The following is a 14,706-nucleotide window of genomic DNA, read 5'->3' as shown; positions in this document are numbered from 1 at the left end:
GCATTTCATTAAACTCAAGGAGTAAACATGGCTATTGAAGATTTGAGCGGTGCCCGCGACGAAAAGTTCTGGTACAACCTTTCCACCGGTCAGGTAGAGAAAGGACAGCAGTCTAAGATAACTGAGCTGTGGGGACCTTTTGATACGGCTGAAGAAGCTTCGCACGCGATGGAAAAGGCAAAAGCACGCAACGAAGAACTTGATGCCCAGAAGGATTCCTGGCTCTAGAATTTAATCGTTTCGCTGTTGAGCGAGAAGGTTTTTTAAACTTCAGGACGGTCACTACTGGTGAAGTAGTGACCGCCATTTTGCGCCGACATTAGGATTTAGCGGGGTGCAGAAATGCCCTGCTATAGATAGCGAAGAGTTCCTGGGAAGGGGCATAGCCTCTCTCACGTGCTGGGAAGGTCTTCTCAAACTGTTCGGCAGCTTCCGCATCTATCTGAAAGAGCGGGCTTTCGCTATAGACCCACCGTTGTCCGCCGAGTGAGCCTTCTGTGAGTTCTAGAACCAGAAGCGCCATCGGAAAAGATCCGTCGGCTATGCAGACCTTAAAATCGAGGCAGGCGCGGAATCCGCTACCGACGTAATTTTCTGGGTTGCCCATAATAACAACAGCTTCGTAGCCCAGCGCTTTAGCTCGTTCAAAACTCTCTTGCATGAGCATCTTGCCGATGCCTCTCCGCTGATAGCCAGGGTGCACCGCTAAGGGGCCGAAGGTCACGATTTTCTTTTCCTCACCCGCATCATTTTTCAGAGTGGACATCGTATACATGATGTTTCCCACCAGCTTGCCGTCAACTTCGGCAACCAGAGCCAGCTCGGGCACGAAATCTTCATGGGTACGCATGACGTGCACCAGATAGTGTTCGTTGCAGCCAGGCTGAAAAACGTTCCAGAAAGCATCCCGGTTAAGATTTTCAACTGCTTCATAGTCAGCGGAAGCCTCTAAACGGATCTCAACATTCACCTTTAGTGCTCCTTTAGTCATCAAAGCGATGCTCGGCAGCAGGGTAGGCTCCGGAGCGGACGTCGGCACGGTAGGCGCGAGCGCCGTCCTGAATTGTGTCAAAGAGGTTGGCGTACTGTTTGACGAAGCGGGCCATCTTGCCCTGGCGTAGGCCAAACATGTCTTGCCAGACCAAAACCTGACCGGTGGTTGCGCCACCGGCGCCAATTCCGATGGTGGGGATTTCCACGATGCGTTCAACCTCGGCGGCGACGTCTGATCGGAGCATTTCCATCAGAATGCAGAAAGCGCCTGCTTCTTCCATGAGTCGGGCCGTTTCTACAACCTTTGCCCCTGTTTCGCCGCGCCCCTGCACTCGATAACCGCCCAGAGCGTGTTCAGACTGGGGTGTGAATCCGATATGCGCCATGACAGGGATACCAGCTTGAGCAACCGCGCGGACGTGGTCAACGAAATAATCATTGACCTCCATTTTGACGGCGTGAGCGCCTCCTTCTTTCATCATTCGAACAGCTGTTGCCACAGCCTGCTCAGGGGACTGCTGGTAGGAACCAAAGGGCAGATCAGCTACAACCAGTGCTCGCTGTGCCCCGGCAGCTACTGCTCCAACGAGTGGAATCATCTGATCCACGGTGATGCTGAGAGTTGATTCGTGCCCTAACACGTTGGATCCGGCAGAATCGCCCACCAGAAGAATCTCGATTCCCGCACTATCAAAGATTTGAGCGGTGAGATAGTCATAGCTGGTCAGCATCGCAAACTTTTCGCCCTGTTTCTTTGCCGCAGCAAGATGTACGGTACGAATTTTGCGGACACCATCAAAGACACTGGCAGACTGTTTTTCTGGGTGCTCCGCCGGAGTAACTGGGTCAGGGGAGCTTTCGGAATACGGTGCGGTTTCCTCAGAACCGGCACCCAATGAATCATCTGAAGAAGTCATACCCACGACTTTACCCGCCTTGAGCTCAGAACCTTATAAAGTGAGAGAGAACAACTTTCTTCCCACGCTGGGAAGAAAACGACCATGTATTGAAGGAGCCCCGTGGATCGCCAACAAGAGTTCGTATTGCGCACCATTGAAGAACGAGACGTTCGCTTTGTGCGCATGTGGTTTACCGATGTGGTGGGCACCCTAAAATCGGTGGCGCTCGCTCCTGCAGAAGTTGAAGGTGCCTTTGCCGAGGGGCTGGGGTTTGATGGCTCTGCCATCGAAGGGCTCTCTCGCATCTATGAATCCGATATGCTGTTACAGCCTGATCCATCCACCTTCCAAATTCTTCCCTGGCGCGGGGACGAAGTCCCTACCTCTCGCATGTTCTGCGACATTCTCACACCCGATGGTGAGCCTAGTGCCGCGGATACTCGCGGAGTTCTCAAACGAACCTTAGAAAAGGCATCGGGTATGGGATTTACCTGCTACACCTCACCGGAGATTGAGTTCTACCTTCTCAAATCACGCGAACTCGGTGCCGACGGATTTCCCACTCCGGTCGATAGCGAATCCTACTTTGATCACACTCCCGGCGGTATCGTCCAAGATTTTCGACGACGCGCGGTAACCATGCTGGAAGAAGTCGGTATTTCGGTGGAATTCTCCCACCACGAGGCAGGTCCCGGTCAAAACGAGATTGATCTGCGCCATGCCGATGCGTTGCAAACAGCAGATAACATCATGACCTTCCGCACCATCATCAAAGAAGTGGCACTGTCACAGAACCTCTATGCGACATTCATGCCCAAGCCCTTCACCGACCACCCCGGCTCGGGTATGCACACTCATTTCTCCCTCTTTGAGGGGGACACCAATGCTTTCTTTGAAGCAGGGGCAGAGTTCCAGCTCTCCCGCACAGCCCGCCACTTTATTGCCGGCGTGCTCAAACACGCACCAGAATTTAGCGCTGTGACCAATCAGTTTGTGAACTCATATAAGCGACTGTGGGGTGGGGGAGAAGCACCCTCTTACGTGTCTTGGGGGCATAATAACCGTTCAGCACTGGTTCGTGTACCGCTGTACAAGCCCAATAAAATGCAATCAGCTCGCATCGAATATCGCGGTGTTGATTCGGCAGCGAATCCATACCTTGCCTACGCCGTTATCCTCGGAGCAGGGCTCAAAGGTATTGAAAACGAATACGAACTGGCGCCAGAAGTCACCGAAGACCTTCAAGCACTCAGCTCAGCAGAGCGCCGCGCCATGGGCTACCATTCGCTCCCTAGCTCCCTACACGATGCCATCCAGCGCACAGAAGATTCTGACTTCATGGCAGAAATCCTCGGCGAACAGGTTTTCGAACAGTTCCTGCGCAACAAACGTAATGATTGGGACGCCTACCGAGCCGAAGTCACCCCTTACGAGCTTAAACATAATCTCGGCATCCTCTAACCCCTGTCTTAACCTCGTTACACCTCACCGGAAGGAAGATCAGTGGCAGGAAATGAGCCCAATACTGACGCCATGAGTCTGGCAGAAATAGCCAAGCGCAACGAAAGCCGTATGCTCGCCGAAATGGTTAGCATCGGTTTCTTCGACGCTGCCAAAAGCGCCCGCTGGCTCAAATCTCCTGAGTTAGAGAGCATCGATCGCCAGAAGCTTTTTGCCGGGCTCCGGTATGCGCCCTCTCCTGACATCGCGTTGCCTGCAATCGTGCGCATGCTGGACAAAGATCCGACTCTTGCCCGCTATGTGGAACAGGGCGATCAGCAACTGCCTTTCTTCCGGTTACTGGGGTCATCAGAGGCTCTCGGAGACTTTTTGATGCGACGACCGGAGCATACCGACGTCTTCAACATTGATCCGACTGCACCGCAGGTCGACGAATTTCCCCGCACTCTGCTGCCCGAAATAGACCACGAGCACCTCACCCCCTTTGCGCCGCTTGACACCCAGTACCGCACACAGATGCTTCAAACGGTAGGGGCAGACCCTGCAGCGGCCAACCCGATTGCCACTATGGGCGGAAAAGATGCCTACGTTACCCTTCGCTCGCAATACCGCAGGTTCCTTTGTGAAATAGCTATTCGTGATACGTGCTCACCAGCACCCCACGAATTCATGCCCACCGTGGGGCGAAAGCTCTCCGATCTCGCTGCCGCCACACTCGACGCAGCGCTGGCGATATCCCGTCAAGAAGCCGGCGAAAAATTTGATGCAGCCGAAGTCGCACAGGTTGAAGTTGCCGTCATTGGTATGGGCAAATGCGGCGCCCGTGAACTCAACTACATCTCCGACGTCGACGTTGTCTACGCGGTGGACCGTGTGCCGCTTTCCGACCTGCCCGCCGATACCCAGCAGATAGATGAATCTACCGCATCCGCCATTGGTAGCGAGCTCGTGCAAGGTCTCGCCCGCGCCATCATGGGCCCAGCCCCAGAACCGATGCTGTGGGAAGTTGACGCAAACTTGCGCCCCGAAGGCAAAGACGGCGCGTTAGTGCGTACCGTAGATTCCTTCAAAACCTACTACAAACGCTGGGCAGAGAACTGGGAGTTCCAGGCGCTCCTCAAGGCCCGCCCGGTTGCTGGCAACGCTCAACTGAGCAAACGTTGGATGAGCGCCATGCACCCTCTCATCTGGGAATCAGCGGCGCGTGATGGTTTTGTGGAATCGGTTCAAGCAATGCGCGCTCGCGTGACTGACAACATTCCAAAAGCAGAAATTGACCGGCAGATTAAGCTCGGCCCGGGCGGTTTGCGGGACGTCGAATTTACCGTTCAGCTTCTGCAACTGGTGCACGGTCGAACCGACCCTACGGTGCGAACTCAAGCTACCGTTGACTCGCTGGGAGCACTCACTAACGCCAGCTACATTGGGCGAGCCGATGCCGCCCAATTCACCGATGACTATAAATATCTCCGCTTATTAGAACACCGCATCCAGCTTCTGCGCATGCGCCGAACCCATCTGATGCCCGATAAACCGGCAGATCAGAGGGTTCTTGCTCGTTCTATTGTTCCCACAGACGAAATCGGCAAGCTCAACGTTGATGAAATGATGAAGGCATGGAACCGGCTCAAACGCCATGTAAAATCGCTGCATCAGCAACTCTTCTTTAGGCCCTTGCTGGCAGCGGTTGCCAACCTGAGCAAAGACGAGCTTGCGTTGACTAAAGAAGCTGCACAGGATCGTCTTGCGGCCCTGGGCTATAAAGACCCCCGTGGAGCGATGCGCCATATTGAGGCGCTTACCAAGGGCATCCAACGCTCAGCAGAAATCCAGCGCACCATCATGCCGGTACTTCTAGGCTGGTTTGCCAAAGGCGTAGATCCCGATGCTGGTCTTCTGGGATTCCGCAGAATCTCAGAATCACTAGGTACCACCCCCTGGTATCTTCGAATGCTACGAGATTCACCGGCAGCAGCAGAGCGCCTGTGCCAGATTCTCGCCTCATCGCGTTTTATTGCAGATATTCTTGAAGACGTTCCCGAATCCATTGCCTGGCTCGACCGGGACGCCGAGCTCAAACCGCGTAGTTTTGATGATCTCAACACTCAAATACGTAATCAGCTCACTCGCCATCCCCAAACCGACAGCGCCATCCGAAATCTGCGCCTGATTCGCCGTCGGGAAATTCTCCGACTTGCCATGGGCGAATCGGCAAACCTGCTGGATATTGAAGATATTGCGATTGGCTTGTCCAACATAGACCAGGCGGCCATAGAAGGTGCGCTGATGATTGCCCAGCGCGAGCGTTACCTGGGCGAGGACTCAGACGACGTAATTGAGCCTCTCACCGACGTCGCCATTATCGCCATGGGTCGCCAAGGTGGTCGCGAGATTGGTTACGGTTCTGACGCCGATTTGATGTACGTTCACCAGCCCCGCCCCGAGGCGGACGAACGCGAAGCTCTCGCCGAGGCAAACGAGCTGATTCAGCGCACCGTTCACCTGCTCAAGCAGCCATGCAAGCCACCTATCCGCGCTGAAAAGCTTCTAGAGATCGACGCGGATTTGCGGCCCGAGGGTAAATCAGGGCCTATGGTGCGTTCGCTTGATTCCTACCGCGAATATTATGAGCGTTGGGCAGATACCTGGGAATTCCAGGCGTTACTGCGCGCCCGCCCTATTGCGGGTTCCTATGAGCTGGCGGCGGCTTTTGTCGATTTGATTAATCGCTACCGCTATCCCTCTCGTTTTGAGCAGAAACAAATCATTGAAATTCGCCGGATGAAAGCGCGGGTGGAGAATGAGCGGATGCCGCGTGGTGCCGACCGTACCCGGCAACTCAAACTGGGCAGAGGCGGGCTGAGCGATGTGGAGTGGATCGTTCAGCTTTTGCAACTGTGTTTTGCTCACGATTATCCGCAGCTTCAGGTCACCGGCACCATCTCCGCGCTCAACGCTGCTGCAGAGTTGGGTCTAGTAGAGGTAGAGGATGCCGGGACCCTCAAAGACGCCTGGAGACTCGCCACCAAAATCCGCGGATGCAATGTGCTGCGTACCGGGCGCGCCTCTGACGTGCTGACCTCCCAGCGTACAGATTTGGAAGCAATAGCCCGCTGGTGCGGCTATGCGCCCGGGCACGCACGCGATCTTGAAGAAGACTACCTGCGGCTTACCCGCCATTCGCGGCAGGTGTTTGAACGACTCTTCTTCGATACCGATTTACTGCGGCTTGAGCCTCGGTCCTAGTGTTTCTCCGCTTTTGAAATCTGCTCAGAAAGGTTATCGGGGGATAGATTTGCCTCAGAAAATGCCTCGGTAAGCGGCAATTGCAAGCGCAAATCGGTGCCTGGGCAGATTTCGACGTGGGCTCTTTTCAGCTTGAAATCGACCACGTGCCCACCGCGGGTGAGTGATGAATCAATGAAGTGTGCGTGACAGCCGGGAACGCCAATGCCCTGCTCATAAATGGGCGTTCGGAACGCCACAATGGTGCCCTCGACGTCGTCGAACTGCACAATCTCTTCGTTATTGGTGGCATCTACCATTTTGGGGTAGGGCTTACTCTGCTTGATGACCGTGCGGGTGCGTACCCAATCGAACTCGCCCCAGATTTTCAATGCATACATATAATTCTTGGAACCGGTGAAATGATCGAGGATTTCAGCGGCAGAATTGCGCAAAAGGTTCTCAGGCAATTCCCGCTGTAGTACCGGTTGAAAATGGGTGACGACGGCAAACGGGGTGCGTTGATTTAGTCCGGCTGGGGTAACGGTGCCGTCATGGCGCATCTGATAGCAAATCCCATCGAGAACGATCATCTCGCCGTCGAGCCCGTCAAAGGTACCCACGCCAAAATCGCCGTGGGTGAGCAACTCGCCGATGGTGAGCTCGCCGTCGTAAATTCCATCCAATAGCTGGGACATCAATCCGGTTTGGAACACCTCGTTCCTGCGCTGAATAGGCTGATGGGCGCTGGTTAAATTAGGGGTTTTCATGGTTTCCTCCATCATTCGTTGGACCAAAGCAAAGGGAGATTCCACAGATGGTGGAATCTCCCTTTCACAAAGTCACATCAGAATCAAAATATTAGACACCGAAGTACATCTGGAATTCAAGCGGGTGGGGGATGAGCTTGAGGGGTTCAAGTTCAACCTGACGCTTGTAAGAAATCCATGCTTCGATGAGGTCCTCGGTGAAGACATCACCCTGCAACAAGAAGTCATGATCTTCTTCGAGTGCTGCCAAAGCTTCTTCGAGGTTCTCCGGTGCCTTCTTGATATCTGCAGCTTCCTCGGCGGGGAGCTCGTAGAGATCCTTGTCGATAGGTGCTGGGGGTTCGATACGGTTGCGGATGCCGTCCAAACCAGCCATCAGCTGTGCGGCAAAAGCAAGGTAAGGGTTACAGGAGGGATCCGGCGCGCGGAATTCAAGACGCTTTGCCTTGGGGTTGGTGCCGGTAATCGGGATGCGGATACCTGCTGAGCGGTTGCCCTGCGAGTACACCATGTTGATGGGTGCTTCGTAGCCGGGTACCAGGCGCTTGTAAGAGTTCACCGTGGGGTTGGTGAACGCGAGAACAGCGGAGGAATGCTCAATCAGACCACCAATGTACCAGCGTGCGGTATCGGAAAGGTTAGCGTAGCCGCGCTCGTCGAAGAAGAGGGGCTCGCCGTCCTGCCACAGTGACTGGTGGCAGTGCATACCAGAACCGTTGTCGCCGAACACAGGCTTGGGCATGAATGTAACGGTCTTGCCATAGGCATCGGCAGTATTCTTGATGACGTATTTGAACTTCAGCAAATCATCTGCAGCCTGAGTCAAAGTGGAGAACTTGTAGTTAATTTCAGCCTGACCTGCTGCGCCAACTTCGTGGTGGGCGCGTTCAACTTCTAGTCCAACCTCGTCCATGACGACGCTCATGGCATCGCGCAAATCCGCCTGCTTGTCTACAGGAGAAACGGGGAAGTAGCCACCCTTGATGGGAGTTTTGTTACCCAGGTTGCCGCCCTCTTCCTTGCGAGCGGTGTTCCAGTAAGCCTCATCGGAATCAATCTTGAAACCGGTGGACTGGGGAGTGACTTCATAACGAACATCTTCGAAGACAAAGAATTCTGCTTCAGAGGCGAAAAACGCGGTATCAGCAATACCAGTGGACTTCAGGTAGTCTTCAGCACGCTCAGCCACGCCGCGAGGATCACGGTGGTAGGGATCGCCGGTGCGGGGATTCACGATGGAACCGGTGATGTTGAGGGTTTTCTCAACGCGGAAAGGATCGACGTAGGCGCTCTTGGGATCAGGAATCAGTTGCATGTCCGATTCAGCGATGCCCTGAAAGCCTCGGATGGAGGAGCCATCGAACATCTGTCCGGTCACGAAGAAGTCTTCGTCAATGGACTTTGCGGGCATGTTGAAGTGCTGCTGGACGCCGGGCATATCGCAGAATCGAATGTCGACGAACTTGATGCCGTTTTCTTCATCCCGGATAAAATCCAGAACTTCCTGTGAGCTTGTAAACATGGTCGGTTTTCTCCTTAGTCGAGTTTGAGGCGACCCGATTTTCTCTGAAGCGTTTTCTTCAGAGGTTGTCTCTACAGTCTATTGTTCCCTTTTTGCGGCTCGGTATCATCTTTGTTTCGTACTTGTAACAGTAAATTGAGAGATGAATCACCCAAAACCTAGTTTTCAAGGGAGGGTTTGCAGTAGTTTCCCCTCCTCGGACTGATTCGGTAGTCTTGTTGTTGTGATTGATCGCAACGACGTGGGCGGCTGGCTCGACGGCCCTCCCACTACCCAGAATTATCCCGGCGAGTATATGGGCAGACCGCAAAAAGGTCCTGGATCCCTGGCTCGCTTCGGACGGCGTATCCTCGCTTTTATCGTCGACTGGTATCTGTGCTGGGGAATTCTGGCACTTATCGGCTGGCCTCAGGGCAATGTCGCTCAATCCATAGCCCTTCTGATTTTCGTATGGCTGTATCAGAGCGTGTGCGTAGGATTTATGGGGCACACCTTAGGGCATCTTCTGTTGGGCATGCAGGTTCAGCGTTTGGACGGCACCCCAGCGGGGTGGGCAACCGGTTTTATCCGCTCTTCCCTGATTATGTTGGTAATTCCTGTCTTCTTGATGGATGCTGATCAGCGCGGTGCTCACGATCGTATTCGCAATACTGCGCTGGTTCGTATCCGCTAACAGCTCTTTTTAGAACTGATCGATTTCAATCTTTTTCATCGTGAATGTAAAGTCGTGGACGTCGCCGCCGTCTGAAATCATCATCCAGTCTCCTGCGATGCGAGCTTCGGAGAACATCACTTGCTGGTCTGATGCTGGAACCAAAATTGGAGTTTTTGCAGTGGAACCGGGGAAAAGGCGCAGAAGCATCTGGGTAAATTCTTGAGTGTGATGACCTCGCGTATACATCAGCGCTGGCATAATAAAGGGTCGGGGCTCATTCTCTGGCTGCGCAAGCATCAACTGCCAGCTCACCCCACAGCGGTCTTCGACCCAGGCATATAAGTCGCTAAAAGGGTAGGAACCTAACTCCATCAGTACCTGGGCGCCGTCGTCCGCTTATACCCGATAGGCTTCGCGCAAACTTTCTTGACCGTTATCATCCGTAGCGGGATTAAAATTTACTCTAAAACTCATCGATGGAGTGGGGCGAAAAGTCCCGTCTGCATTGATGATATTGATGCGATAGCCCTGAAAATTCAAATCTAAGGTGAACATTTCACCCGCCAAATCTTTCTGGAATTCGAGGGGATTCTCTGGATACCGCACTTCTTGGGTAATGGTTGCCCCGAATGCCCTTTCGTAGAGCTCTGCCATGTGATCTGCATCGTGGTCTGACCAGAGAGAAGGGACTATTTTCTACATGTTTACCTGCTAACTAAGAACGGGAGGGCACTGTTCCCTTCAGACAATAGCGCACAAAAATAGCTCCCCGGCGCACCAGGGAGCTATTTGTAGAGAAAAACGGAGTAACCATCACTTAGCGGCCGCGCATACCCTTACGGTCGGGGCGCATGCGAGTGGGGTCAATTCCCTTAGGCATGGGCATCAAGTTATTACCCAGCGACGAGAGTCGACCATTAATAGCGTGAACTTCCTGCTCGGTGAGAGTCTTGGGAAGTTTGCGCATTTCTTTAGTGATGTTCTTGACCGGAGTCTGACCTTCGCCATTTCCGGACTTAATCACATGCACAGGAACGTTGGGCGCAATACGCTTGAGACGCTTCTTCTCCTGGGCGATAAGTCCGCCCACACGCTGAGAATGACCCTCAGTGACCAAGACGACGCCGGGGCGACCGAGGGCACGGAACACCAAATCCTGAGTGCGGGGGTTCATTGCTACGGGGCGCTCTTCGACAATCCAACCGCGGCGCAATGAGCTCAAAGCGGCACCAGAGGCACCGGGCTGACCATCAATCTGATTGAAAGCAGCTCGTTCTGCGCGGCGCGAAAGAACCAAAACAGCAACCAAAATGGCAAAGGGAATACCGATGAGAGTCCAGGTAATCCAGTTACCCGTCAATACACCGATGAGGATGAAGAGCAACAGAACAGCAAGAGCACATGCCAACATAACCCAAACAACGTTAGGGTCTGACTTGCGGGTCATGGCGAAGACCTGCTTCATCTGGGCAAACATGCCCGGACCTTTATCTTTTTTCTTCTGTTCTTTTTCAGCGCGTGCATCTTCGCGTCTTGAAGCCACAATCTGTCCTTCGTCCAAAGGGTCTTGAATTATGCGGCGGGTCAGACCCACCGCTCTCGGTCTCATTCTAGCTGACCGTTGCAAATAGCCTCAACGATGCGCGGCGTATTCACGGCTTAGTAGCCTGCCGCCACCAGCGCCGAAGCTTCCTGCAGCGCTGCGCCGTCGTCATCGATGTGTGCCAATTCGGGAGGAATCGGGTAACCATTGTGTTTCATAGCGCGAGCCCAGAGACGGCCTGCACGGTAGGAGGAGCGAACCATCGGTCCCGCCATCACACCGGCAAATCCAATATCCTCAGCCATCTTGGCGTAGTTGAGGAATTCCTGAGGCTTCACCCATCGATCAATGGGGTGGAACAGGGGACCTGGGCGCAGGTACTGGGTGAGTGTAATGGTGTCGCACCCGTAGTCGTGCAAATCGCACAGGGCTTCATAAATTTCTTCGTCGGTCTCACCCATACCCAAGATGAGGTTTGACTTGGTAATCATGCCGTTTTCTTTACCCTGCTGGATAACTTCCAACGAGCGCTCATAGCGGAACGCGGGGCGAATCTTGCGGAAAATACGCGGAACGGTTTCTAGGTTGTGGGCAAAAACCTCGGGCTTAGCATCAATTACCTGCTGCAAATCTGATTCTTTACCCTTGAAGTCAGGAATCAGAATTTCGACGCCGGTACCGGGGGAGACCTTGTGAATCTGGCGGATTGTCTCGGCGTACAGCCACGCTCCGCCGTCCTCCAAATCATCGCGTGCAACACCGGTGACTGTAGTGTAGCGCAGGTTCATTTTTTTCACGTTCAAGGCAACCTTGACCGGCTCAGTCTTATCGAGAGCAACCGGCTTACCCGTAGCAATCGCACAGAAGTCACAGCGACGGGTGCATTCTGAACCACCGATGAGGTAGGTCGCTTCACGGTCTTCCCAGCACTCGTAGATGTTCGGGCAACCCGCTTCCTCACACACAGTATGCAAACCGGATCCTGTAGAGAGATCAATCATCTCTTTGTAGTTGGGGCCGACTTTAGCCTTGGTCTTAATCCAGTGAGGCTTCTTCTCAATAGGTACCTCGGCGTTGCGCGCTTCAACGCGAAGCAACTTACGTCCTTCGGCCGTTACACTCATTCTCTGCTCCTTTGTGGTGCTTCCCTCACGGGATAAAAATTCAAGTGGATATACCCCAGGCGGTTGTGTTGACTCCGACTCTTGCTAGATTTCCTAGGCGGAGTGGGGCTCAAACTGGGCCGCTAACTGATCTGCGTATGCAATCAGTTCTTTCTCTAATCTTTCAACAATTTCAACCGGCTCAAAATTCCTGCCGAGCTGCTCGGAAATACTCGTGACTCCGGCGTCAGAAATTCCGCAGGGAATGAACTGCCCGAACGGGTCTAAATCGTTAGAGCAGTTGATGGAGAATCCGTGCATTGTGGTGTTCTTGGCAACTCTGATTCCGATGGCGGCAATCTTCTTATCTTGCTCACCATTTTTACCGACCATCCACACACCGCTACGACCTTCGACCCGCTCGGCGTGAATATCTAGCGAAGCTAGCACATTGATCAAAATTTCTTCAATAATGCGAACGTATTTCACCACGTCAATTGGCTCGGGCAGGCGCACGATGGGGTAGCCCACGAGTTGTCCGGGACCATGCCAGGTGAGTTTACCGCCGCGGTCAATTTTGACGACGCGCGTGGAGGAATCCTGCGGGTACTCGTGGTCTTCGGTGCGTTTACCGGCTGTAATAACTGACTCATGTTCTAGCAAGAGAACGGTGTTTTGCTGTTCCTGGGCAGCCACCTTCGCATGTACTTTTTGCTGAAGTTCTAGCGCTTCAACATAATCTACAAAATCGGGTGCAAAACCAACCCGTTCAATGTTCACGGTCATGTATCTACCCTAACGCCATTGAGGAAAGGAGAGAAACCGCGGGGACTGTGAGATTGAACGAGCAAATAATCCGCACCCCACAGAAGGAATCTGCGTTACAAACCAATGTGACGCTTTAAGACGGTTTCGCTCTCAACTTCAAAGGGAAGGTGACAAGTACCGATACTGAAGCTGTGGATAACTCTGGGCGCGGATTGGCGCGGTGCGGTATTAGTATCCCTATGAAGAACGAAGAAACCGCACCAGAGAATCAAGCCGTATCGGCGCCGTCGAACCAGCTCATTGACCTGAGATTTTCGATGTACTCCGATGCTGAACGATCCATCTGGTCAGCTAGGTATCAACCTACTTCACAACAGGACATCTTAGGTATCCCTGCTGGGACTTACTGTATGGAAGAAATTCCCCACGGACCAGCTTCCGAAGCACTTCTGCGCCCTGCGGATCGCCTCTGCGCACTCACCCAGCACCAGCACGTTGCCACGGTATTTGCTCTTGCCAGCTCCGGAGCCAGGGACCAAATCTGGTACGAGCAGGTTGACGGCGGAACCCTTGCCCAAGCTATCTCCCAGCGCGGTAAACTTCCCGGTGAAGAAGTGGCGACCATTGCAGCCGGGCTTGTGTATGCCATGACGTGGTTTCATCAGCAACAAATGGCTTTTACAGAGTTCACCGCTCACCGCATATTTTTCACCTCTAACGGTACACTCAAGGTCTTGGCGCCCGATGTAGATTTGCGGGGCAAGAACTCTACGGTTGCCGAAGAATACTATCGAAAAGATATCGCAGCTGTTGCATCTATCCTGTGGGAATGTTTGACAGGTGAGGCACCCGGGGACGTTCTCCACCGTCCGCCGCTTAAACTCTTGCTTCCCGCCACCAAACCAGAGCTCGGCGTCACTCTTGAACACGCCATTGACCAAGATAAGCCGCAGCCAAGCCTTCAAGAAATCAACGCCATCATTCAGCATCATTTCTCTGCGCAGCCCGTTGACCTTTTTGCTAGCGCCCATCCCTCGGTCAGAGGGGAGCTACCCGCGCGTCGCCAACCCTCCAAGAAAAAGGCAACATCGCAGAAAGTACTGGGGAGTAAGGTCTCTCAACCAGCGCAGGGAATACAGCAGAAACTGAGACGTGCCGGCAGCGCATGTCTGATTTTGGCTATCATCGGTGCAGGCTCTTATGCACTTTTCGAACACCTCAACTCTCCTACAGCACCGGTTACTGCTGAGAGCCAGGAAACTTCCCCCCAGGCTTCTATGGCAACTACATCGCTGGAAGCATCACCCATGGCTGAACAGAACCCTGAGGAAATCATGACTCATCTGGTGGAGCAACGAAATTCTGTACTCGCCCAAGGACAGCGCACTCTCATTTCCTCCTATGCTCAATCTGGCTCCGACCTGGAAAAACAGGACGCTCAGTTACTCTCCCGGGATACGCACAGAACGCTGAAATCTATGCCCTTGAACATCGTTTCTATCGAAGATATGCAGACGGACGGCGGGGAGCTGAGCATGAGAGTAACTCTTTCCGCAGATAAACCAGATAACTTCACCCCTGAGAACGCCCAGAGCATGGGGCTCACCATACAAGGTAATACGCTCCAACAAGAGGTGACTTTCACGGTGCAGAAGAGCGATGAAGGGTGGCGTCTTCTCTCTGCGGAACCTCGTTCACCCTCAAAGACTTCCTCTTAAACTCAAAGTGCCTCCGCTCAACAGCGGAGGCACTTTTAAATCAACGGTG

The 14,706-nt window shown here is 53.5% G+C and carries 14 protein-coding genes; 5 read left to right on the top strand and 9 right to left on the bottom strand.

The window, feature by feature from the left end; all coding sequences use genetic code 11:
• Window positions 1-27 precede the first annotated feature (27 nt).
• Window positions 28-228, top strand: coding sequence for a hypothetical protein (locus tag ACFR81_RS02245; protein WP_068173204.1), 201 nt, complete (start codon window positions 28-30; stop codon window positions 226-228).
• 91 nt (window positions 229-319) lie between these two features.
• Here the strand turns inward: ACFR81_RS02245 and ACFR81_RS02240 are convergent, their stop codons facing one another.
• Window positions 320-970, bottom strand: a complete 651-nt coding sequence (locus ACFR81_RS02240; RefSeq protein WP_343873967.1) for a GNAT family N-acetyltransferase — start codon at window positions 968-970, stop codon at window positions 320-322.
• A 13-nt stretch (window positions 971-983) separates the two neighbouring features.
• The gene (panB, locus tag ACFR81_RS02235; protein ID WP_190616707.1) at window positions 984-1,910 is read right to left on the bottom strand and encodes a 3-methyl-2-oxobutanoate hydroxymethyltransferase; all 927 of its coding nucleotides are present in this window, start codon (window positions 1,908-1,910) and stop codon (window positions 984-986) included.
• A 102-nt stretch (window positions 1,911-2,012) separates the two neighbouring features.
• Between panB and glnA (ACFR81_RS02230) the strand changes: the two genes are divergently transcribed.
• Window positions 2,013-3,353: a type I glutamate--ammonia ligase gene (gene glnA / locus ACFR81_RS02230; protein WP_068173198.1), complete on the top strand. Its 1,341-nt coding sequence runs from the start codon at window positions 2,013-2,015 to the stop codon at window positions 3,351-3,353.
• A 72-nt stretch (window positions 3,354-3,425) separates the two neighbouring features.
• Window positions 3,426-6,599 (top strand): bifunctional [glutamine synthetase] adenylyltransferase/[glutamine synthetase]-adenylyl-L-tyrosine phosphorylase, encoded by a 3,174-nt coding sequence (locus ACFR81_RS02225; protein WP_145174694.1) that lies wholly within the window; start codon window positions 3,426-3,428, stop codon window positions 6,597-6,599.
• Here ACFR81_RS02225 and budA read toward each other — a convergent pair.
• Both budA and glnA (ACFR81_RS02215) read right to left on the bottom strand, forming a co-directional pair.
• On the bottom strand, window positions 6,596-7,348 hold the full coding sequence (gene budA, locus ACFR81_RS02220; protein WP_343873962.1) for an acetolactate decarboxylase: 753 nt from the start codon (window positions 7,346-7,348) through the stop codon (window positions 6,596-6,598). The two genes, ACFR81_RS02225 and budA, sit on opposite strands and share 4 nt — an antisense overlap.
• A gap of 91 nt (window positions 7,349-7,439) precedes the next feature.
• Entirely contained in the window at window positions 7,440-8,870 is a 1,431-nt protein-coding gene (glnA, locus tag ACFR81_RS02215; protein ID WP_068173187.1) for a type I glutamate--ammonia ligase, read from the bottom strand.
• A 223-nt stretch (window positions 8,871-9,093) separates the two neighbouring features.
• Between glnA (ACFR81_RS02215) and ACFR81_RS02210 the strand changes: the two genes are divergently transcribed.
• On the top strand, window positions 9,094-9,543 hold the full coding sequence (locus ACFR81_RS02210) for an RDD family protein (protein ID WP_151146765.1): 450 nt from the start codon (window positions 9,094-9,096) through the stop codon (window positions 9,541-9,543).
• Window positions 9,544-9,552: 9 nt separating this feature from the next.
• Here the strand turns inward: ACFR81_RS02210 and ACFR81_RS02205 are convergent, their stop codons facing one another.
• From ACFR81_RS02205 to lipB, 5 genes are all read right to left on the bottom strand, one after another.
• Window positions 9,553-9,897, bottom strand: a complete 345-nt coding sequence (locus ACFR81_RS02205; protein ID WP_343873954.1) for a VOC family protein — start codon at window positions 9,895-9,897, stop codon at window positions 9,553-9,555.
• 24 nt (window positions 9,898-9,921) lie between these two features.
• Complete coding sequence (locus ACFR81_RS02200) at window positions 9,922-10,218, bottom strand: VOC family protein (protein WP_343874308.1); 297 nt, start codon at window positions 10,216-10,218, stop codon at window positions 9,922-9,924.
• A 124-nt stretch (window positions 10,219-10,342) separates the two neighbouring features.
• On the bottom strand, window positions 10,343-11,068 hold the full coding sequence (locus tag ACFR81_RS02195) for a DUF4191 domain-containing protein (protein WP_233126074.1): 726 nt from the start codon (window positions 11,066-11,068) through the stop codon (window positions 10,343-10,345).
• 116 nt (window positions 11,069-11,184) lie between these two features.
• Window positions 11,185-12,192 (bottom strand): lipoyl synthase, encoded by a 1,008-nt coding sequence (lipA, locus tag ACFR81_RS02190; RefSeq protein ID WP_068173179.1) that lies wholly within the window; start codon window positions 12,190-12,192, stop codon window positions 11,185-11,187.
• Between the two features lie 93 nt (window positions 12,193-12,285).
• On the bottom strand, window positions 12,286-12,957 hold the full coding sequence (lipB, locus tag ACFR81_RS02185) for a lipoyl(octanoyl) transferase LipB (protein WP_145174339.1): 672 nt from the start codon (window positions 12,955-12,957) through the stop codon (window positions 12,286-12,288).
• 149 nt (window positions 12,958-13,106) lie between these two features.
• Here lipB and ACFR81_RS02180 point away from each other — a divergent pair, with 149 nt between their 5' ends.
• Window positions 13,107-14,657 (top strand): serine/threonine-protein kinase, encoded by a 1,551-nt coding sequence (locus tag ACFR81_RS02180; RefSeq protein ID WP_343873947.1) that lies wholly within the window; start codon window positions 13,107-13,109, stop codon window positions 14,655-14,657.
• Window positions 14,658-14,706 lie beyond the last annotated feature (49 nt).

Source organism: Rothia amarae (assembly GCF_042677725.1).
Lineage (GTDB): Bacteria > Actinomycetota > Actinomycetes > Actinomycetales > Micrococcaceae > Rothia > Rothia amarae.
Note: the sequence above shows the minus strand (reverse complement) of the source record. Positions and strands in the feature narration are given on the sequence as shown.